At 66.1% G+C, this 21,444-nt stretch carries 18 protein-coding genes; 6 read left to right on the forward strand and 12 right to left on the reverse strand.

Annotated elements, in window-relative coordinates; all coding sequences use genetic code 11:
- Positions 1–37: 37 nt before the first annotated feature.
- A complete protein-coding gene (locus H7F35_RS33750; RefSeq protein WP_187110812.1) occupies positions 38–2,308 on the forward strand; it encodes a glycoside hydrolase family 3 N-terminal domain-containing protein in 2,271 nt (756 codons plus the stop codon).
- Between the two features lie 13 nt (positions 2,309–2,321).
- Here the strand turns inward: H7F35_RS33750 and H7F35_RS33755 are convergent, their stop codons facing one another.
- Entirely contained in the window at positions 2,322–2,675 is a 354-nt protein-coding gene (locus H7F35_RS33755; protein WP_187110813.1) for a hypothetical protein, read from the reverse strand.
- Between the two features lie 172 nt (positions 2,676–2,847).
- Here H7F35_RS33755 and H7F35_RS33760 point away from each other — a divergent pair, with 172 nt between their 5' ends.
- Genes H7F35_RS33760 through H7F35_RS33770 form a run of 3 tightly spaced genes read left to right on the forward strand, consistent with a single transcriptional unit; the run spans position 2,848 to position 4,351 of the window.
- Entirely contained in the window at positions 2,848–3,531 is a 684-nt protein-coding gene (locus H7F35_RS33760) for a class I SAM-dependent methyltransferase (protein ID WP_187110814.1), read from the forward strand.
- 48 nt (positions 3,532–3,579) lie between these two features.
- Positions 3,580–4,041 (forward strand): GNAT family N-acetyltransferase, encoded by a 462-nt coding sequence (locus H7F35_RS33765; protein WP_187110815.1) that lies wholly within the window; start codon positions 3,580–3,582, stop codon positions 4,039–4,041.
- A gap of 28 nt (positions 4,042–4,069) precedes the next feature.
- A complete protein-coding gene (locus H7F35_RS33770) occupies positions 4,070–4,351 on the forward strand; it encodes a hypothetical protein (protein ID WP_187110816.1) in 282 nt (93 codons plus the stop codon).
- Between the two features lie 75 nt (positions 4,352–4,426).
- Here the strand turns inward: H7F35_RS33770 and H7F35_RS33775 are convergent, their stop codons facing one another.
- The 4 genes from H7F35_RS33775 to H7F35_RS33790 all read right to left on the reverse strand — a co-directional run bounded on the left by H7F35_RS33775 (position 4,427) and on the right by H7F35_RS33790 (position 10,959).
- Positions 4,427–4,777, reverse strand: a complete 351-nt coding sequence (locus H7F35_RS33775) for an alpha/beta hydrolase (protein ID WP_187110817.1) — start codon at positions 4,775–4,777, stop codon at positions 4,427–4,429.
- Between the two features lie 248 nt (positions 4,778–5,025).
- Positions 5,026–6,579, reverse strand: coding sequence for an efflux transporter outer membrane subunit (locus H7F35_RS33780; RefSeq protein ID WP_187110818.1), 1,554 nt, complete (start codon positions 6,577–6,579; stop codon positions 5,026–5,028).
- Between the two features lie 43 nt (positions 6,580–6,622).
- Entirely contained in the window at positions 6,623–9,790 is a 3,168-nt protein-coding gene (locus tag H7F35_RS33785; RefSeq protein ID WP_187110819.1) for an efflux RND transporter permease subunit, read from the reverse strand.
- Positions 9,787–10,959, reverse strand: coding sequence for an efflux RND transporter periplasmic adaptor subunit (locus H7F35_RS33790; RefSeq protein ID WP_187110820.1), 1,173 nt, complete (start codon positions 10,957–10,959; stop codon positions 9,787–9,789). Before H7F35_RS33790 ends, H7F35_RS33785 begins: the two co-directional genes overlap by 4 nt.
- Positions 10,960–11,109: 150 nt before the next feature.
- Between H7F35_RS33790 and H7F35_RS33795 the strand changes: the two genes are divergently transcribed.
- Positions 11,110–11,778, forward strand: coding sequence for a response regulator (locus H7F35_RS33795; protein ID WP_187110821.1), 669 nt, complete (start codon positions 11,110–11,112; stop codon positions 11,776–11,778).
- The gene (locus H7F35_RS33800; protein WP_187110822.1) at positions 11,775–13,172 is read left to right on the forward strand and encodes a sensor histidine kinase; all 1,398 of its coding nucleotides are present in this window, start codon (positions 11,775–11,777) and stop codon (positions 13,170–13,172) included. Before H7F35_RS33795 ends, H7F35_RS33800 begins: the two co-directional genes overlap by 4 nt.
- Here H7F35_RS33800 and H7F35_RS33805 read toward each other — a convergent pair.
- The 7 genes from H7F35_RS33805 to urtB all read right to left on the reverse strand — a co-directional run bounded on the left by H7F35_RS33805 (position 13,169) and on the right by urtB (position 21,316).
- On the reverse strand, positions 13,169–15,574 hold the full coding sequence (locus tag H7F35_RS33805) for a hypothetical protein (protein WP_187110823.1): 2,406 nt from the start codon (positions 15,572–15,574) through the stop codon (positions 13,169–13,171). The genes H7F35_RS33800 and H7F35_RS33805 overlap by 4 nt on opposite strands.
- Positions 15,575–15,691: 117 nt before the next feature.
- Positions 15,692–16,033: an FmdB family zinc ribbon protein gene (locus H7F35_RS33810; protein ID WP_187110824.1), complete on the reverse strand. Its 342-nt coding sequence runs from the start codon at positions 16,031–16,033 to the stop codon at positions 15,692–15,694.
- A gap of 27 nt (positions 16,034–16,060) precedes the next feature.
- Positions 16,061–17,293, reverse strand: coding sequence for a formamidase (gene fmdA, locus H7F35_RS33815; protein WP_187110825.1), 1,233 nt, complete (start codon positions 17,291–17,293; stop codon positions 16,061–16,063).
- Between the two features lie 37 nt (positions 17,294–17,330).
- The gene (gene urtE / locus H7F35_RS33820; protein WP_187114507.1) at positions 17,331–18,020 is read right to left on the reverse strand and encodes an urea ABC transporter ATP-binding subunit UrtE; all 690 of its coding nucleotides are present in this window, start codon (positions 18,018–18,020) and stop codon (positions 17,331–17,333) included.
- Between the two features lie 384 nt (positions 18,021–18,404).
- Positions 18,405–19,148: an urea ABC transporter ATP-binding protein UrtD gene (gene urtD / locus H7F35_RS33825; protein WP_187110826.1), complete on the reverse strand. Its 744-nt coding sequence runs from the start codon at positions 19,146–19,148 to the stop codon at positions 18,405–18,407.
- 15 nt (positions 19,149–19,163) lie between these two features.
- Positions 19,164–20,369: an urea ABC transporter permease subunit UrtC gene (gene urtC, locus H7F35_RS33830; RefSeq protein WP_187110827.1), complete on the reverse strand. Its 1,206-nt coding sequence runs from the start codon at positions 20,367–20,369 to the stop codon at positions 19,164–19,166.
- 32 nt (positions 20,370–20,401) lie between these two features.
- Positions 20,402–21,316, reverse strand: coding sequence for an urea ABC transporter permease subunit UrtB (urtB, locus tag H7F35_RS33835; protein WP_187110828.1), 915 nt, complete (start codon positions 21,314–21,316; stop codon positions 20,402–20,404).
- Positions 21,317–21,444: the final 128 nt, after the last annotated feature.

The following is a 21,444-nucleotide window of genomic DNA, read 5'->3' on the forward strand; positions in this document are numbered from 1 at the left end:
GCCGAGGCGTCGCCTTTTCGCCCGAGAATGGGCGGCCATGAGCGTTCGAAACCTTGGCGTCGCCAGCCTGCTCGGGCTGGCGTGCATCTCTTTCTCCCCCGCCGCAGAAAAACCCCCGACCGATTCGCCCGATGCAGCCGCTGCGCGCATCGAGGCGCTGATCGCGCGCATGACGCCGCAGGAAAAAGCCGGCCAGCTGAGCCTGTACGGCCCGGCCGACATCAACATTCCCAACAACCCGCAGGCCGCCTGGCGCAACGGGCAGCAGGAGACCGAAGACGTGCGCGCAGGCCGGCTCACCGGCCTCTTCAACAACGCGGGGCTCGCCGGCAAGCTGCGGCTGCAGCAGATCGCGGTGCGCGAATCGCGGCTGGGCATTCCGCTCATCTTCGGTGCCGACGTGATCCACGGCTTTCGCACCATCTTCCCGATGCCGCTGGCCGAGGTCTCGAGCTGGGAGCCAGCGCTGGCCGAGCGCACCGCGCGCGCGGCGGCGGTCGAGGCCACCGCAGACGGCTTTCGCTGGACCTTCGCGCCCATGGTCGACATTGCACGCGACGCGCGCTGGGGCCGCGGCCTCGAAGGCGTGGGCGAAGACGTGTACCTCGCGCGCCAGTTCTCGGCCGCGCGCGTGCGCGGCTTCCAGGGCAGCAACCTGTCGAACGCCGATTCGATGCTCGCCACGCCCAAGCACTTCGCGGCCTACGGCGCAGCCGAAGGCGGGCTCGACTACAACACCAGCGAGATCTCGGAGCGCACGCTGCGCGAGGTCTACCTGCCGCCGTTTCGCGCGGCCATCGACGCCGGTGCGCTGTCGGTCATGAGCGCGTTCAACGAGATCGGCGGCGTGCCCTCGACCGCCAACCCCGCGCTGCTGACCGGCGTGCTGCGCGACGAATGGAAGTTCAAGGGCTTCGTGGTGTCCGACTACACGGCCGACGAAGAACTGGTCGAGCACGGCTATGCCGCCAATCCGCGCGAGGCCGCCAAGCAGGCCTTCATGGCCGGCACCGACGTCAGCATGCAAAGCGGCCTGTACATGCGCTACCTGCCCGACCTCGTGGCCACGGGCGAAGTGCCGATGGCACGGCTCGACGAAGCGGTGCGCCGCGTGCTGTGGGTCAAGCAAAAGCTCGGCCTCTTCGACGATCCGTTGCGTGGCCTTGACGGCCCGCCCGCAGCGGCCCGCGTCGAGAACCCCGAGTTCATCGCACTGGCCCGCGACAGCGCCCGCCACTCCATCGTGATGCTGAAGAACGAGCGCTTGCTGCTGCCCTTGCCCAAGGCCGGCACGAAGATCGCGCTGATCGGCCCCTTCGCCGAAGGCACCACTGAACTGCTCGGCGCCTGGAGCCTGTTCCCGGGCCAGACGGCGCCGGTGGGCATCGACCAGGGGCTGCGCGCCGCACTGGGCACCAACTCGTCGCTGACCATCGTGCGCGGCTCGAACGTCGAGTCGCCGCTGCCCGACGGCATCGACGCTGCCGTGGCCGCCGCGCGCAACGCCGACGTGGTGGTGCTGGCCATCGGCGAGAGCGAGAAGATGTCGGGCGAAGCACGCTCACGCAGCGACATCGGCATGCCGCAGGCGCAACAGGACTTGGCCGAAGCCGTGGCCGCCACCGGCAAGCCCGTGGTCGTGCTGCTGAGCAACGGCCGCGCGATGGCGCTCAAGGGTGCGGTGCGCAATGCACGCGCCATCCTCGTCACATGGTTCCTCGGCGTGCAGACCGGCAACGCCATTGCCGACGTGGTGTTCGGCGACTTCAATCCTTCAGGCCGCCTGCCCGTGAGCTTTCCGCAGACGGCGGGCCAGGTGCCCTACTACTACGGCCACAAGCGCACTGGACGGCCTACGCCCGAAGGCGCACCAGCCACCTACTTCAAGACGCGCTACCTGGATGCGACGAACGAGGCGCTCTACCCCTTCGGCTTCGGCATCGGCTATGCACCGGTGCGCTACGACAGCGTCGATTTGAGCCAGGAGCGGATGACGATGTCGGACACGCTGCGCGTGCGCGCCACCGTCACCAACACGGGCCAGCGCGAGGCAGAGGAAGTGGTGCAGCTCTACACCGCCGAGCGCGCGGCCAGCGTGACGCGGCCGGTGCGCGAACTCAAGAACTTCCAGAAAGTGCGCATCGCACCGGGCGCGTCGAGCGTCGTGGAGTTCACGCTCACGGCCGATGACCTGAAGTTCATCGGCCGCGACATGAAGCCCACGGTCGAGCCGGGCGAGTTCGATCTGTGGGTGGCGCCTTCAGCGGCAAGCGGTATCCGCAAGCGCTTCGTGCTCACCCGCGATTGACGGGCCCTGCGGCTTACTCGCCGCTGGCGGTCGAACCGGAAGGCAGGTTCGCCGACGCCACCGGCGGTGCCACTTGCGATTCGAGCACCTCGGTCGGATGCATGGCGTTGTTGGCGCGGGTCGCCTCGGCCTGAACTTGCGCACGGTCCGCGCCCGTTGGCATCGGTGCCACCTGCGATTCGGTGACCTCGGTCGCATGCATGCCGTTGTTGGCGCGCACCGCTTCCGCCGCCACCGTGTCGCGCGACATCGTCGAGTGTGAAATCTGCGGATAGTCGGGATCGGCCTGGCCACCCGCATGCGCGAGGGAGGCCAGCACCAGCGCCGGCACGGCGGCGATGCACAGGGTCAGGGTACGAATCTTCATGAGAGTCTCCTGGAGTGATGAACTTCACTCTAGGACGCCCTACTTACCAGCCTGTGAGAACTCGCTTAGCTCCGTGTGAGATGGCCCTTGTGCTTACCCGAAGCCAGTCGGCGCGCATACTGGCCCACCTTTGCTGCTTCGAGGCCTCGCATGCGAGGCCCCGCCCTCACCGATGCCGGGCTACCGAATCAAGCTGGAACGCATCGCCATCGCGGGTGCGGATGACCTCGTCATCCAGTCGCTGCTGGACCGCCAGCAGTTCGCCGACCCACTGGGTGCGGCCGCCGCACAAGGCATTTCTTCGGCGGCGTGGCCCATGTTCGGGCTGCTGTGGCCGTCGGGCGCGCAACTGGCCGCGCGCATGGCGTTGCATCCGGTGGTGATCGGTGCGCGCGTGCTTGAAATTGGTTGCGGCCTCGCGCTCGCAAGCCTCGTCGGCCACCGCCGCGGCAACGACATGACCGCGAGCGACTGCCATCCGCTCACTGCCGGCTTCCTGCTGGAGAACCTTCGACTGAATGCGCTGCCGCCCATGAAGTACCGGCGCGGCCACTGGGGCATGCAGGAAACGGACGCCGATGGCGACGTGCATGGCATGTACGACCTCGTCATCGGCAGCGACCTGCTGTACGAGCGCGACGCGAAAGGCCTGCTCGCCGCCTTCATCGGCCGCCACACAAACCCCGCCGCCGAAGTGTGGATCGTGGACCCCGACCGGGGCAATCGCCCGGCCTTCAATCGGCAGATGGCGGACGAGGGATTCGGCATGTGTGAGGAGCGGCTGGACCAGTTGGCGACGGCGGAGCACGTGGCTTACAGGGGGCGATTGCTGACCTACCGGCGGACCCGCGGCTGAGGCTCTATATTCGGCCGCTTCGCAATCGCAAATGGCGGCTCTGTGGTGATGCCCACCGAACTCACATCTCACCTGATCAGACGCGCCCGGCCGGACGACGCCAGGCACATCGAGGCGCTGTACCGCGAGTTGATCGGCGACGCGGAAGTGCGTGTGCTGCCGGCGCGCATCGCACAGGTGGCAGATGACCCGTCCGCTGCGTTGCTCGTCCTGGAAAGCGGCGGTGTTCTGCGCGCCAGTGCGTTGGTGAATCTGTGCGCCGACGTGATGTTCGGATCGCAACCCTTTGCCGTCGTCGAGAACATCGTTGTCGACGCAACCTGTCGTGGTCAGGGTTGGGGCACGGCGCTCTTGCGGTGGATCGAGGAGGACTGCAAGGACCGGGGTTGTTCCAAGATCATGCTGCTCAGTTCGGTCGAACGCAGCGAGGCGCATCGGTTCTTCATGCACTGCGGCTTTTCCGACTCGAAGAAAAAAGGCTTCATCAAGTACCGGCGCGACTTTCGATGAGCACGTTCACTTCACGCACCACAACCCGATGAACCCACACATTCCCATCGACGCGCGCCTGCAACTCGTCTCCGACACCCATGTCGAGATCTACTGGTTTCAAGCGAACGGCTTCGTTCGCGCAATCCAGGGCAAGCCAGAGGGCCCGCAGTGCGCGCCGCTGTTTCGCTACCGGGCTCCGTCCGACGACAGCATCGAGCTGATCGGCTCCGAAGGGATCATCGGCACATGGACCGGCCTCAGGATCGAAGGCAATCTGCTCCATGCCGAACGCGCGGGCAAGGCCGTGGCTTTTCGCATCGGCGCCTGATCCGCGACGCCAACGAAAAAACGGACCCGAAGGTCCGTTCTTCATGCAGCCGACGTATCGGCTTGCTGGTTTGGCTTACAGGCCGGCCTGGCGCGTGAACGACACGCTGGGCTTCTTGTAGGCAGCCGGCACTTCGTCGCGGTAGAACGCGCGGCGGTCGAGGCTGGCGAGCGGATCATGGGCCTTGGCAACAGCTTCGGCTTGCACGACAGCGCGGTCGGCGGTCGAGGTGAACGGTTGTGCACCGGCAGTAGCGCCGTCACCGTAGACATTGCCAGCGTGTGCGGCAACAACGGCTTGCGACGAGACTTCAGCGCGCGAGATCGTGGAGTTCACGGTGTGCACGCCGTCATAGGTTTCTGCATGTGCTCCGGCAGCGGCCAGGAGCGAGAGAGCAGCAGCAGCGAGGATCTTCGAGGCATTCATTTCAATCTCCTTCAGGGGTTGGTTGGTGAGATGAAGTGTGAGCCGGAAGCGCTTCAAAAACCGCCCGCAAAAGGAACCACGGCGTTCACAGGATTGAAACAATGCAGCCCTTGAAATGCAGCCGGTCAATAGGGGTTGCCCCAACTTTCTCCAGCGAAACAGTTGGGGACGCCCCGCCTCCAGCGAAGAGGCGTTGCAACGAATACAAACATCTCCACCAACAATGAAACAACTCGGGCTGCAGGCTGCTATTGGGCCGAGGCTGCGGTCGCCTCGCGGTTCCACCAGCCACCGCCCAGCGCCTGGAACAACGCTGCGGTGTCCCCCAGCCGCATAGCCTGCGCCTGGGCCAGTGCCAGCGTGGCCTGGTGATGCGCCTGCTCTGCCGTCAGCAACGCCAGCCGGTCCACATAGCCGCGGCCCAGTTGCCGGCGGATCAGGTCCATCGACGTCTTTGTCGTGCGCTCCAGCTCGACCGTCGCGCGCAGCGCCCTTGCATCCGCATGGATGGCCTGCAAGGTGTCCGCCACGTTCTGGAAAGCGGTGATGACCGTCGCGCGGTACTGCGCGTCAGCCTGGCGCAGTTCCTCTTCAGCCGCGCGCTGGCGATGCCGCAGCACACCGCCATCGAACAGCGGTTGCGCGACGTTGGCGGCAAGGCTGAAGAAGCGGCCCGAATCCATGAACATCTGGCCGAAGCGGCTGGCGGCACCACCCCAGGTGGCGTCGATGGAAAACTGCGGCAGCCGATTCGCAATGGCCACGCCGACCTGCGCGCTGGCGGCGTGCAACTGTTCTTCGGCGGCGCGCACATCGGGGCGTTGCGCCACGAGCTGCGAAGGCAGGCTCAGCGGCAGCTCACGCGGCAGCGTCAGCGAGGCGAGGTCGAAGGACTCGGGCAACTCCACGTCCTGCACCCCGCCTGTGAGCGCGCGCAGCAGATTGCGGGTCTGCTCGAACTGCTTCTCCAGCGGGGGCAACAACTGGTTGGCTTGCGCGAGTGCGTTCCCCTGCACTGCCAGATCGAGCCGCGAGGCATAGCCGGCCTTGAGCTGACGCTGCAGCAGCGCGACCGACTGGGTGTTGATGTCGACGATCTCGCGCGTCGTCGCGATCTGCTGGCGCAGCGAGGCTTCCTGGATCGCTGCTGCCACCACGTTGGCCGCGAGCGTGAGATACGTCGCCTCCAACTGCAGTTGCTGGTAGGTCGCCTGCGCCTGCAGCGCCTCGACCTGGCGACGATTGCCGCCGAACACATCGGGCGCATAGCCCACGGTCAGTTGCGCCGTGTGAAAGTTGTAGATCACCGGTGCGTTGAAGGGCGCGCTGCCACCGTCTTTCGCGGTGGTGCTGATCACCGTTCCGTTGCCTTGCACGCCGGGCGAATTGCCGCCGAGGTTGCCCGCGATCTTGGTGCGCGCAGGCGAGTAGCTGGCCTGAACTGTTGGAAAGAAGAAGCCCTGCTGCGCGCGAACGTTCTCCTGTGCGACGCGCAACGCCGCCTGCGCGGACTCGATCGTCGGATTGGCCGCAAAGGCCTTGCGCACGACCGCATCGAGCGGCTTCGATCCGAACAGCGTCCACCAGTCGGCCTGGATGTCGCGCGTGGCGTCGAAGCGCTGCGCATCGCCTGCGGGCACGGGCGCGGCTGCCGTCGCTTCCGGCAACGGCTTCGGTGAGAAGCCACTGGACGCGGCCAGCGTCGGGCGCACATAGTCCGGCCCCACGGCGCAGCCGACGAGCAGCATGGCGCTCGCCAGTGCCACGGTGTGCAGGAGGCCGGGCCTCGTTGTTCGGTTCATCGGAAGTGTTCGCATGGGTGGTATTGCTCTGCGTGCCATCGCATCAATGACCGGCGGCAGGCTCGGGTGAAGGGCCGGTCGGCGCGTTCTTCTTTTCAGCCGCGTCTTCTTCCGCTTCGTCGTAGAAATTGCCGAACATGCCGATGACCAGCGGCAGCACCAGCAGCGTGAACAGCGTGCCGCTGACGATGCCGCCAACGATCACGCAGGCAAAGGGCCGCTGCGTCTCACTGCCGATGCCGTGCGACAGGGCAGCCGGCAGCAGGCCCAGCCCGGCCATCAGCGCGGTCATGAGGATCGGGCGCAGCCGTACGGCCGCGCCTTCCACGATGGCGCGTGCCACGGCCGAACCTTCGCGCACGCGCTGCGTCACCTCCTCGACCAGGATCACGCCGTTCTGCACCGAGATGCCTGCTACCGCGATGAAGCCCACCGCCGCCGACACCGACAGATGCAGGTCGGCCAGCGCCAGCGCTGCCAGCCCGCCGACCAGCGTGAATGGAATCATCCCCAGCACCAGCCCCGCGAGCCGCACCGAGCGGAAGGCCCAGAACAGCAGCGAGAAGATCAGTAGCGCGGTCAGCGGCACGATCACCATCAGCCGCTTGGCCGCGCGCTGCGAGTTCTCGAACTGGCCGCCCCAGGTGAGTTCGTAGCCCGGCGGCAGCTTGACCTGCTCGGCCACCACGCGCTGCGCCTCTTCGACAAAGCTGCCCTGGTCGCGGCCCAGCAGATTGACCTTGACGATCACCATGCGCGAGCCCGCTTCGCGGAAGATGCGCGACGCGCCTTCCCGCACCTCGATGGACGCCACGTCGCCCAGCGCGATCGTGCCCGGCCCGTTGCCGCTCTGCGTGCCCGGCACCGCCAGTTGCAAACCGGCAATGGCATCGACGCTGTTGCGGTGCTTCTCGCCCACGCGCACCACCACGTCGAAGCGCTTGTCGGCATCGAAGAAGCCGGTCACCGACGTGCCCGACATCGCCTCGTTCACCAGCGTGTTGACGTCGTTGATCGCCAGGCCGTAGCGCGCAAGACGCGCCCGGTCGGGTGTGATGACAACCTCGGTCTGCCCGCCGATGCGTGTCGCGTCGACGTCGCTCGCGCCCCGAATGCCCTTGATGACCGACGCCACCTCCGCGCCCTTGTCGTCGAGGATGTCGAGGTTGTTGCCGATGATCTTGGCAACGATCTCGCCGCGAAAGCCCGACAGCGCCTCTTCCACGTTGTCCTGGATCACCTGCGAGAAGTTGGCGCTGATGCCCGGGATCGACTCCAGCTTGCCCGACATGTCGGCGACCAACGCTTCCTTCGAGCTGAAGCGCCACTGGCTGCGCGGCTTCAGGTCGACCAATATCTCCAGGTTGTTCGGCCCCTTCGGATCGGAGCCGTCATCGGGCCGGCCGACCTGCGCGATCACCCGTGCCACCTCGGGGTAGCCCAGCAGCTTGGCGCGCACCACATGCTCGACCTCTTTCGTGGACTCCAGCGAGGCCGAGGTGGGCAGCGTGATGGTCAGCCAGATGTTGCCTTCGTCCAGCTTCGGCAGAAACTCGCTGCCCAGTCGCGGCGCCAGCAGCAATGCCAGCACCACCGGCACCGCCGACAGCAGCAGCGTGATGCGGCCGCGCCGCATGGTGAACATCACCAGACGGCGGTAGCGCATCTGCAGCCAGTCGAGCCAGGGCTTGTGCTTCTCGGCCAACGTGCGGCGCTGCAGGGCGTAAGACAGCAGCGTCGGCACCAGCGTGAAGGTCAGCAGCACCGCGCCCAGCAGCGCAAAGCTCAGCGTGAGCGCCACCGGCGTGAAGATCTTTCCTTCGACCCGCTGGAAAGTGAAGATCGGCACGAAGGCCAGGATGATGATGGCCTTGGAAAACAGCACCGGATGGGCCAGGTCGGACAGCGTGCGATGCAGCACGCCCATGCGCTGGTGCCGGGCCTCGGGCGATGCGATGTCGGTCGCGGCCTTGGCCGCCAGCCGCACCATCAGCGCCTCGACGATCACCACCGCGCTGTCGATGATGATGCCGAAGTCCACCGCGCCCAGCGAGATCAGGTTGGCCGACACGCCGCGCGCATTCATCAAAATGAACGCGAACAGCAGCGCCAGCGGGATCACGGTGGCCACGATCAGCGCCGCGCGCCAGCTCGACAGGAAGACGATCAGCACCGCCATCACCAGCAGCGCACCGACCACCAGGTTTTCCGCCACGGTCGACACCGTGTGCCTCACCAGCTCGGTGCGGTCATACACCGGCACGATCCGCACGCCCGTCGGCAACCTGGCCCGCAGTTGCTCCACCCGCTCCTTGAGCTCGGCGTTGATCTTGGCGGGGTTGCCGCCCTTGGTCATCGAGACGATGCCCTCGACCACGCTGTCGCGTGCATCGACCGCCACGATGCCGAAGCGCGGGCGCTCGCCGGCGCGCACCTCGGCCACGTCGGCCACGGTGATGGCCCGGCCCTGCCGCGAGGCGATCACCACATTGCGGATGTCGGCCAGGCTCGCGAACAGGCCGGCGGAGCGCACCACCAGCGATGCATCGCCCTGCCGCATCAAGCCACCGCCCGCGCTGCCGTTGCCATTGCCGATGGCCTGGTTGAGCTGGTCCAGCGTGACCTGGTACTTGCGCAGTGCAAGTGGATCGACCTCGACCTGGTACTCGCGGATGGCGCCGCCGAAGCTCACGACGTCGGCCACGCCCGGCGTCATGCGCAGGAAGGGGCGCACCGTCCAGTCTTGCAAGGTGCGTATCTGCGCGTCCGACAGGCCGCCGCCTTCGATGGTGTAGCGGTAGATCTCGCCCACTGCCGTGGACAGCGGCGCCAGTTGGGGCTGCACGCCGGTCGGCAGGGTCACGGTCGAGAGCTTCTCGGTGACCTGCTGGCGCGCGAAGTAGTCATCGGTGCCGTCGGCGAAAGTCAGCGTGACGATCGACAGGCCCGTCATGGTGACGGAGCGCACGTTCGACAACTTGGGAATGCCCGACACCTCGCGCTCGATGGGCAGCGTGACGGTGCGCTCCATGTCCTCGGGTGCCTGTCCGGGCAGTTGCGAGATCACGCGCACCTGCACGTCCTGCACATCCGGGAAGGCCTCGATGGGCAGGTTCGACAACGCATAGGCGCCGAAGCCCATCAGGGCCGCGACGAGCATCAGCACAAACACCCGCTGCGTGAGCGAGAACGCAATGAGCCGGTCGATCACGACTTGTCACCCGTGCGGGCGGTGAGTTCGGCATCCAGCAACAGCGCACCCTTCACGACCACCTGCTCGCTGCCTTGCAGGCCTTCGCCCACATAGCTGACGTCGCCGCCCTGCGTCAGCAGCGCGACCTTGCGGCGCCGGAATTCGCCAGGCGACTCCTGCACGAAGAGATAGGCATACACGCCGTGGTTGACGATGGCGCTGTTGGGCACGCGCACCCCCACGCCGCCGACCTGCAGCACGCGGGCGCGCACGAACATCTCGGGCAGCAGCTCCTGCTGCGGGTTTGCCAGCACCGCGCGCACGGTGGCGCGGCGGGTGTTGATGTCGACCACCTGGCCGAGCTGAACGATCTTCGCCTTGAACTGCTGGCCGGGATAAGCGTCGCTCTCCACGCTCACGTCGCTCTTGAGCTTGACCTGGCCCAGCAGCTTTTCGGGCAGGTCGATCATCAGCCACAGGCGCTTCGGGTCGGTGACCACGAAGAGCGGCGCGGCAAGGCCGGGGCTGACCTCCAGCGCGGGCGTGGCCGTGCGGTCGGTCACCACGCCGTCGATGGGGCTGGTCAGCTTCACGCGCTGGCCACTGATCGGCAGGCCGCGCGGGTTGAGGTTCTTCAGCCGCTGCCCTGCGCGCTGCGTTTCGGCATGCGCCTGTGCCAGGTCGGACTGCAGCGACTCCCATTCCTTGACCGGAATCGCATCGCCCGAGACCAGGTCCCTGGCGCGTTCGACGGCCAGGCGCTTGCGCTCTTCGTCGGCCTTCGCCTTGTTCAGGTCGGCAGAGGCGGTGCCGAAGTCGGGCGAGTCGATTTCCGCGAGCACCTGGCCCGCCTTGACCGCATCGCCGGGCGACACCTTGATATCGACGATGCGCCCCGAGACGCCGACGCCGATGCGCGCGGTCACGTCCTCGTCATAGGTCACGCGCGCGCTCAGCACGTCGCCCAGCGGCACGCGCGAAGACGGAATGGCCTGCGCGCGGATCATCGTGAGCTGCGGCGCGCCCTCGGCATAGCGCAGGGTCTCGGCACCGAGCTGGGTGGCGGGCTGCGGTGGCCGCTCGGTGCTGGCGCGCGACTCCGTCGGACTGCGGGCCCAGAGAAACCATGCGGTGCAGGAGACGACGAAAAGTCCCGACAAGGCCGGCACGGTCCATTTTTTTGTCATGCAAATTCCAGGCACCGCAACACGACACGGCACCGTTAAACTGAAAGTGAACGCGAGCCTAGGTTTGCAAGCTTGCAAGAACCTATCAATGCCGACGGCGCCGTGCCCGAAGGCCCGCCCCCTCTTCCTTCTTCCTGAACTGCCGAAGCGATGCGCCTGCTACTGGTCGAAGACGACGCCGTGATTGCGCATGAACTGGTTCTTCGCTGGGAGCGCAACGCATGGGCCGTCGATGTGGCGGGCACGCTGCAGGCGGCCGACGCCGTGCTCGCGCTGCGGCCGGTCGACCTCGTGGTGCTCGACCTCGGCCTGCCCGATGGCGACGGCATGCATTGGCTGGCCCGGCTGCGGCGCACCGACCGCTCGACGCCGGTGCTGGTGCTGACCGCGCGCGACCGCGTGGTCGACCGCGTCGAAGGACTGCGCACCGGCGCCGACGACTACCTGGTCAAGCCCTTCGCCGTCGAGGAACTGGATGCGCGCGTCGAGGTGCTCACGCGGCGCGCCCAACGCTCGCGCGAAGACTTCGTGCAGTACGGCCCGCTCAGCTGGTTCGGCAACGAGGGCCGCGTCGACATCGCCGGCCAGTCGCTCACGCTGTTCCCGCGCGAGTTCGAGGTGCTCGGCCTGCTGGTGCGCCGCGCGCCAAGGCTGGTGCCCAAGCGCGCGCTGATCGATGCGCTGGCCGAACGCAACCTGGAAGTCAGCGACAGCGCGGCCGAGGTGTATGTCTCGCGGCTGCGGCGCAAACTGGTGGGCTCGGGCCTGGTCATTCGCACGCTGCGCGGCTTCGGCTACGTGCTGGAGGCGCAGGCGTGAGCGGCACGCGCCGCGCCTGGTGGCTGCGCCGCGACCTGCTGATCTGGCTGATGCTGCCGCTGCTGGCGGTGGTGGCCGCCACCGGCGCGGTCGGCACCTTCACCGCACAGCGCCTGACCGACAAGGCCTTCGACCGCTGGCTGCTGGACACCGCCCGCTCGGTGGCCGCGCAGGTGCGCTTCACCGATGGCAAGGCTCGCATCGATCTGCCGGCCGCGACCGAAGCCGTGCTGGGCTACGACGAGATCGACCAGGTCTATTTCAGCGTGAGCGAGGCCGGCCACCTCCTGGCCGGCCAGCACGGCATTCCGCAGACGGGCACCCGGCAGGCCAGCTACCACGCCGGCCAGGCGTACGACGCCTTCTATGCGGGCCACCCCGTGCGCGTGGCGGCGGCACACATCCCCGGTGCGAGCGAAGACAGCAATGTGCTCGTGCTGGTGGCGGAAACCACGCGCAAGCGCCAGCGCGCACAGAGCGAGGTGCTGATGATGCTGGTTCCCGTGGGTGCCCTTCTGCTGGCCGCGGCTGCCGCCATCGGTTTCGCGGTGCGCCGCACGCTCAATCCGCTGGAGGCCATCGCAGCGCGCTGGAACGAGCGCTCGCACGCCTCGCTGCAGCCCATTGCCGCCGACGACATGCCGCGCGAGCTGATGCCCTTCGCGACCGCGCTGAACGACCTGCTGGCGCGCATCCGGGCCATGCTGGCGCGCGAGCAGCAGTTCGCAGCCACCGTGGCGCACCAGTTGCGCACGCCGCTCGCCGGCTTGCAGTTGGGCGTGACGCGCGCGGCCGAGGCAGGCGACCTCGCGGGCAGCCGGCAGGTACTGGGAGAACTGGGCCACACGGTGCAGCGCACGGCACGCCTCGTTCAACAGTTGCTGGCGCTGGGCCGGCTCGATCCGGAAGTGCGGGGCAACCTGAGCTTCGTGCCCACGGACATCGTCGCGCTGGCGCATGACGTGGGCAGCACCTTTCTCGAATTCGCGGCCGCGCGGTCGGTCACGCTGGAACTCGATGCGCCGGCGCAGCCGGTCGTGGTGCAACTGCAGCCGGAGCTGTTCAGCGAGGCGCTCGGCAACCTGCTGGACAACGCGCTGCGCTACACGCCGGCGGGCGGACAGGTGCTGATCGAATTCGATGCCGCGCAACCTTCGCTGAGCGTGTCCGACAACGGACCCGGCGTGCCCGATGACCGGCGCGAAGCCGTGTTCGAGCGCTTCGTGCGCGGCCAGCATGTGGAAGGCGAAGGCAGCGGGCTGGGCCTGGCGATCGTGCGCGACATCGCGACCCTCCACGATGCGACCGTCACGCTGTCGCGCAGCGCCTCGGGTGGCGCCTGCGTGACGATCCGCTTCAAGCGCGAAGGCAACGAAGAGCCAACGCCGGCCTAGCGATTGACGCCCCAGGTCTCGCCGCAGTTCAGGCCCTGTGCGCGGTCGAAGTCGCATGCAAGCGGCCCAAGCCCTTTCTCCGACGCGTTCTGCTTGAGGGAGTCGATGCCGTAGTAGGTGTTCGGGTTGCTCGCCACGACGCCGAGAACAGGCCCCCAGTCTTCGCGCGGCAGCCAGCCCATCAGGCTTTGCAGCACATCGCTGTCGAGCGCATGCGTCAGTTGGGCGTGGTCGGCGAACAGCCACGCAATGCGGCGGCGCTTCTCGGCCAGCGACAGGCTTGCGCTGGCCAGCGACTTGATCGCCTGCGCAGTCCATGCGCCCGGAACGCCTTCCGTCTTGAATTCGGCCAGCCGTGGCTTGTCCAGCGCCAGCACCGCTGCCTGGTACGCGTCGAACTGCGGCTTGCGAAACACCTGGATGAACGGCTGGATGTCCAGGCCACTGAAGGCGTCCTTGCGCGTGGGATCGGTCACGGCGGCAAAGCCTGGCGCGGTGATGCCTTTGCAGCGGACGCCCTCCTTCTCGATGCCGCATTGCGCATACAGCGCGTCTTCCAATTCCGAAGAGGGGGCGCTCTTCACCAGCGCCAGTCCTTGCGGCGACTGCTTCCACTCCAGGGTGAACGGAAGCCGGGGGTTGTTGCTGTGGCATTTGCCGTACTGCTCGCCGTCATGCAGGTAGTACTTGCGGCCGGTCACCGTGTCCTGCACAAGCGTCAGGCGGGGAACGCCGTCGTCTCCGCCCATGTCGGCGTCCAGGCGCTCGACCTTGCCATCGCGTTCGCGCCACACCTCGTAGGCGTCGGTCGGATCGGGGCATGAGGGCCGGGGGTTGGTCTCGGGGCCGGTGAAGCCGTCGACGTCGCCGCTCACATAGCCGTCGACCTGGGTTGTGCCGCCGACCAGCAGCGCGCACTGCGCGTCACCGGGAATCTCGATCAGTTGCACCGACTCGGCGTAGACGGCCAGCGAATTCGGTCCACCGATCACCACCGGCTTGCGCAGCAGTTCGCGGTACAGGGCGCCGGTCAGCTCGAAGCGGCAGTTCGGCCGCGCATCCGCGAGCCGTGGCTTGGCCGGTGCGGTGGCGTTGCTGTCGTCGATGAAAGGCTCCATCGCGGGAAGCAACGCCTTGGCGGTTTCCGCGACCCGGTTTCTGTCGATCCCGCGCACGGGATGCGCCATGTCCAGGGACGCCATGAACAGCAACTTGTCGCGGGTCTGGTCGTTTCCCGGCGCATAGCAAGAGGAAGTGTCGAACGTCCGGAACGGGCTCAGCACGGTGCGCGGCACGGCCTGGCGGGCATTGCTGAAGTGGGCGTCCATCTTCGGCCAAGCGGCCTTGAAGGCATCAGCACCCATGCTCGAGGGAATGCACTCCAAGGCCGTGTCCGCGTTGCGGTTGGCGTAGCCGCTGGCGAACAGTTCGTCCCACAGCTCGGGCTGAATCCTGCCGGCCAGCGAAGGCCAGTCCTGATAGTCCACCGGTCTTGGAAGGTACCGCCAGAGTGCGCGCCAGACGTCGGGGGCAATCGCGTAGCTGGCGACTCCGCTGTCTGCACCGAACTGCGCAAATGCCCGCTGTGCCAACCCTCTCAGCGCAGCCCTGGCGTGGCGCTGCAGCACGGCTTTAGGCACACCGGCCAGGGCAGCGTCCAACGCGGTCGCAGAGCGGCTGTGCATCAGCACCAGGTCGGCCAGGGCCTGGTCGTCATCGATGACCCGGGCGTAGGCCTCGGGTTTCATCCGAGCGGCCAGCGCTGTCCACTCCGCAACGGCCGCCTCGCTCGCGGCCACGTCCTTCGGCTTCCGGTCGGCGAAGACCATCGGCGCGGCCACCTTGCGCATGAAGTCGCGCGCCACCTTGTCGTCTGCGGGCGAGGTGAAAGTCAATGACGCGATCCGCGCGGCATCGACCGGTTTTTCAGGCGGTGCGACGGCTGATGCCACAGGCGGTTCCAACCCGTAGGTCGTCTTCAGCACGCTCAGCACCTTCTGTCGCTTGTAGCTCGCGCTCAGGGTGACGGCGTTGTCGGTGCCGTCCTTCAGCGTCTTGCGCGGGTCCGCGCCGTTCGCCAAGAGCCAGATTGCGGTGCGCTCCTGCCCGGCCCGGATGGCATGCTGAAGCAAGGTGCCGAAGTGCCGGTAGGCGTTGAAGTCCGCGCCCGCCTTCTTCTGCTTCGCCAGGTAGGCAATCAGCGCGGCCTCGTTGGCGGCAGGAAGATCGTCCGGCTTTGGAAAGTCCCAGAAGCCATCCGCCGGCCCGGCACCGGGCATGGACAGCAAGGCGGCGAATGCGCCGTCTGTCGCCTCGCCCGAGAAGGCGAATGCCGTGCTCGACAGAAGCTCGAACGACAAGGCAGCGAGCGTGCCCAGCGCAATTTTCAGAACTCTTTTCATGGCGACCCGGCTTTCGTGTGGGGTCGCCATGGTGGCAGCGTCGGCGCGGGGTTGGATGAAGGCTGTGCGAAATCCCCGTGAAGCGACGACGCGCCGCAAGAGCGCCTTGTTTCTTCTTCAGTGGCTGATCATCCAGGGCCGTCGCGAAGGCGCGGACTTCGCACCATTGGGCGCCGTCACCGTCGCACCGCGCTTGCCCGAGCTGCAGCAGCCGCACCCCGCCGGGTGCTTGAAGCGCGCGTAGTCCCGCGAACTGCCCGGCTCCTGCCGTGCGCGCTCGTTGGTTTCCATCGCACGGCGCGTGCCCGATGCCATCAGCGCCAGACGCGGCGCGGCGGACAGCACACGCGGCGAGGCCGCCGCGCAATCGGGGCACGCAGCCGGTTCATCGCGCAGGCCCGAAGGCCGAAGCATCTCGAAGCCACCGCATTGCCCGCAGGCGTAGTCGTAGGTCGGCATGGTCTGTTCTGTTCTGTTCTGTTCTGTTCAGCGCAGGTCGTGCGACAGCGGCATGTGGACGCTGCCGTCGATCATCTTCATCGGCCCCTGCGCGTTCGGATTGATGTCGAAGTCGAAGATGCCGGTCGGCAGCCACAGCGTGGCGCAGGAGTTCGGCACGTCGACCACGCCGCTGATGTGGCCCTGCACCGGTGCCGTGCCCAGAATGGAATAAGCCTGCGCACCCGAATAGCCGAACTTCTTCAGGTACTCGATGGCGTTCAGGCAGGCCTGGCGGTAGGCCACGTTCACATCGAGGTAATGCTGCTTGCCTGACTCATCGACCGAGATGCCCTCGAAGATCAGGTAGTCGTTGTACTGCGGCGTGATGGGGCTGGGCTTGAAGATCGGGTTCTTGATGCCGTACTTGGCCATGCCGCCCTTGATGAGCGTGACCTTCATGTGCACCCAGCCGGCCATCTCGATGGCGCCGCAGAAGGTGATCTCGCCGTCGCCCTGGCTGAAGTGCAGGTCGCCCACGCTCAGGCCCGCGCCGTCGACGTACACGGGGAAGAACACCTTCGAGCCGCGCGACAGGTCCTTGATGTCGCAGTTGCCGCCATGTTCGCGCGGCGGCACCGTGCGTGCGCCTTCTGCTGCGGCCTTGGCGCGGGCTTCGCCGGTCATCTTGCCCATGTGGGCGGTGCCCGCGAACGGCGGGTTGGCCAGGCCGGGCACGCGGTCCGGGTCGGTAGCGATGAGCTTGCCTTCGCGCTCGTTCCACATGTCGAGCATCGGCTTGTCGGGCAGGCAGCCGATCAGGCCGGGGTGGATCAGGCCCGCAAAATTCACGCGCGGAATGTGGCGCGAGCTGGTGAACATGCCCTTGAAGTCCCAGATCGATTTCTGCGCTTCGGGAAAGTGGTCGGTGAGGAAGCCGCCGCCGTTCTGCTTCGAGAAGAAGCCGTTGAAGCCCCACAGGCTGTCCTGCTTGGCGCCGATGTCGAGCAGGTCGACCACCAGCAGGTCGCCCGGCTCGGCGCCCTTCACGCCCACCGGGCCCGAGAGGTAGTGCACCGTGCTCAGGTCGATGTCGCGCACGTCGTCGGCGCTGTCGTTGTTCTTGATGAAGCCACCGGTCCAGTCGAAGGTCTCGAGGATGAAGTCGTCGCCCGGGTTGACCCAGCAGGCCATCGGAATGTCCGGGTGCCAGCGGTTGTGGATGTTCTCGTTCTCGGTCGGCGACTTCGTCAGGTCAACCTTGATCAGCGTGTCCGTCATGTGCAGTGGCTCCTTGGGTTGTGGTGAAACGGAAAAATCAAACGGAGAGATAGGCCTTGATGTGCTCCACATCGGTCTTGTCCCGCGCGGTCTCGTGCACCAGCCGGCCACCTTCGATGACGAAGAGCCGGTCGGCCACGTCCATCGCGAAACTCAGCACCTGCTCGGAAACGACGATGGTGATGCCGCGCAGCTTGCGGATCTCGTTGAGTGCCTTGGCGATGTCCTTGATGATCGAAGGCTGGATACCTTCGGTGGGCTCGTCGAGCAGCAGCACCTTGGGGTCTGTAACGAGGGCGCGCGCAATAGCGAGCTGTTGTTGCTGGCCGCCGGAGAGGTTGCCGCCTTTGCGACTCTTCATGTCCCACAGCACGGGGAACAGCGCATAGATTTCTTCGGGGATGCGGCGGGTCTTCGAGTTTTCCAGGCCGGTCTGGATGTTCTCTTCCACGGTCAGCGTCGGAAAGATCATGCGGCCCTGCGGCACGTAGGCGATGCCCTTGGCAACGCGCCTGAAGCTCTCGTCGCGCGACACGTCCTGTCCTGCTACCTCGATACGCCCGCTCTTCGATGGCAGCACGCCCATGAGGCTCTTGAACAGCGTGGTCTTGCCCATGCCGTTGCGGCCCATGATGGCGATGGTTTCGTTCGCATGGCCTTCGAACGAGAGGCCGTGCAGTGCCTCGCTCTGGCCGTAGGCTACGTGCAGGTCTTCTACCTTCAGCATGACGGTGCTCATTTTTTTGGCTCCGATGCGCGCTGTGTTTCGGGGCGCTTGGGGTTTGGGTGTTGCTGTTCTTCAGGGCGGGTGCGAATGACACCAGGTGCTCCCCTGTGCGAATGTCCCCCGCTTCGCTCCTCCTTTATTTCGCTACGGGGAGCACCTGGCGTCATTCGCACAGGGGCACGTTGTTGGTGATCGCCGATCAACGACCGCTCCGCATAACGCTCACGTCGATACGGGGCTCTTTTTCGCGAAATAAAGGAGGAGCGAAGCGGGGGACATTCGCGAAAAAGAGCACCGTGTCGGCGTGGGCGCCGCCCTGAACAGCAGCGCTTCGAACCACGCACGTCAAGAAAAAACCGACGAACAGAGAAACAGGTTTTCATCCTAGTGCCCCAGATAAACGTCGATGACCTTCGGGTCCGCTTGCACCTTCTCCATCGGCCCTTCGGCGAGGATCTTTCCCTGATGCATCACCGTGACCTTGTGCGCAATCTGCTTGACGAACGCCATGTCGTGCTCGATGACGATCACCGCGCGGTTCTGGCAGATGCGCTTGAGCAGATCGGCTGTGAGTTCACGCTCGCGCGCGCTCATGCCTGCAATGGGTTCGTCGAGCATCAGCAGCTCGGGCTCTTGCATCAGCAACATGCCAATCTCCAACCACTGCTTCTGGCCGTGGCTCAACAATCCTGCCTCGGTGTCGAGCTTGTTGGCAAGGCCAATGTCTTCGGCCACGGCCTGCACCTTCGACTTGACCTCTTCATCGCACTTGAAAGCCAGCGCGCCGAACACCGAACGCCCCTTCGGAAATGAAACCTCGAGGTTCTGGAACACCGAAAGGTTCTCGTAGATCGAGGGCGTCTGGAACTTCCGACCTATGCCCAACCGCACGCGCTTGTGCTCGGCCATCTTCGTGAGTTCGGTGTTCTTAAACTTGATGCTGCCGGCGCTGGCGCGCGTCTTGCCGCAGATCAGGTCGAGCAGCGTGGTCTTGCCCGCTCCGTTGGGGCCGATGATCACCCGCAGCTCGTTCTTGTCGATGTACAGCGTCAGGTCGTCGATGGCCTTGAAGCCGTCGAAGGACACGGTGAGGTCTTCCACGGCGAGCGCGAAGTCTGTGTTGCTCATGAGGGGGCTCCGGGTTCAGGCGCGCTGGCTGCCGACACCTTCGGGCAGATGGGGTTCGGGTGGCGTGGGAGCGGATGCCGGTGGCGTTGTTGTTGTCGCAACCGGTGCTATCGCGGGCTGCACCGACGCCTCGCGCAACGCCTGGCGACGGCCCTTCCACCATGGCCGGATCTTTTCTTCCCACACGCCGGCCAGCCCCATCGGGAAGGCCATCGTCACGCCGATGAACAGCCCCGCCATCAGGAACAGCCACAGGTCCGGAAAGCTCTCCGAGAACAGCGTCTTGCCCGCATTCACCAGCAGCGCGCCGTACACCGCGCCCACCAGGCTCATGCGCCCGCCGACCGCGCAGAAGATCACCATCTCGATGGACGGCACGATGCCCACGAAGCTCGGCGACATGAAGCCCACCTGCAGCGCGAACATGGCGCCGCCGATGCCCGAGAGTCCTGCGGCCAGGCAGAAGGTGAAGACCTTGAAGTTCGCCACGTCGTAGCCCGAGAAGCGCACGCGGTCTTCCTTGTCGCGCATGGCCAGCAGCAGCGTGCCGAGCTTGCTGGTCTGGATCCAGCGGCACAGCAGGATGCTCGACACCAGCAGGCCGACGCAGACGTAGTACAGGATGTACTTGGCACTGTCGGTGCGGGTGTCCCAGCCCAGCATCGTCCTCAGGTCGGTCATACCGTTGACGCCGCCGGTGTAGCCCTGCTGGCCGATGATGAGCACGGTGCAGATCAGCGCCACCGCCTGCGTGATGATCGCGAAGTACACGCCGCCCACGCGGCGCTTGAACATCGCGAAGCTCACGAGCCAGGCCAGTGCCATCGGCGCGAGCACCACGAGCATCAGGCTCAGCGGCAGGCTCTTGAACGGCAGCCACAGCGTTGGCAGCTCGGTGATCTGGTTCCAGTCCATGAAGTCCGGGATGCCGGGCGTCGACTGGATCTTGGTGGTGATGGGGTCGGAAGCTTCGAGCTTGAGGAACATCGCCATCGCATAACCGCCGATGCCGAAGAACACACCCTGCCCCAGGCTCAGCACACCGCCGTAGCCCCACACCATCACGAGGCCCACGGCCACGAAGGCGTAGGTGAGGTACTTGCCCACGAGGTTGAGGCGGAAGATGTCGAGCGACAGCGGCAGCACCACCGCGAGCAGCAGCACCAGCAGCAGCAGGCTGCCGAGCTGGTAGCGCTGGATCGAGGCCTTGATGAAATTCATCGGAACGTTCTCCTGCAAGGGAATCGGGTTCATCAGCGGCGGACTTTCACGGCGAACAGGCCTTGCGGTCGCATCATCAAGATCAAGACGATCAGCGAGAGCGTCAGCACCTTGGCCATCGAGCCGGTCATGAAGAACTCCGAGATCGATTGAGTCTGCGCAATGCCGAAGGCCGAAACCACGGTGCCGAACAGGCTGGCCGCACCGCCGAAGGTGACGACCAGGAAGGCATCGACGATGTAGAGCGAACCCGAGGTCGGACCGGTCGAGCCGATGGTGGTGAAGGCCGCGCCCGCCACGCCGGCAATGCCGCAGCCGATGGCGAAGGTCAGGCGGTCGGTCTTCTTGGTGTCGATGCCGGTGGCGTTGGCCATGACGCGGTTGGCCACGGTGGCGCGCACCCGCAGGCCCCAGCGGCTCTTGTGCAGCGCGATCAGCACAGCGCCCGTGACCAGCGCTGTGAGCACCAGCACGAAGAGGCCGTTGATCGGAATGTCGAGGCCTTCATGCGGTGTCCACGAACCCATGAGCCATTCGGGCAGCGTGGGGCTCACTTCCTTGGGGCCGATGAAGGTGCGAAACATCTGCTGCAGGCCCAGGCTCACGCCCCAGGTGGCGAGCAACGTATCGAGCGGGCGCTTGTAGAGGTGGCGGATCAGCACCCACTCCACGATCCAGCCGACGATGAAGGCGAACACGAAGGCCAGACCGATGGCGATCGGAAAGTAGTACGGCATGAACGCGGGCGCCATGCTTTCGGTGACGCGCGCGGCCAGGTAGATGGAATAGGCGCCGATGGTCATGAACTCGCCATGCGCCATGTTGATGACGCCCATCTGGCCGAAGATGATCGCCAGGCCCAGGCCCATGAGCAGCAGCACCGCGAAGAGACTCAGCCCCGCGAAGCCCTGCATGAGGCCGATGTTCATCATGTCCGACAGAGTCATGGCGACGGGTTCCGGTGTTGGGGTATTGGGTGTTGGCCCCTTCCCCCTCTGGGGGAAGGTTGGGATGGGGGCTCGGCGGCGCTTGCAAGCCCAAGGCTTCATCAAAGGCCGCTAGCCCCCACCCCTGC

Origin of the sequence: Variovorax sp. PAMC26660 (assembly GCF_014302995.1) — a bacterium.
GTDB lineage: Bacteria > Pseudomonadota > Gammaproteobacteria > Burkholderiales > Burkholderiaceae_C > Variovorax.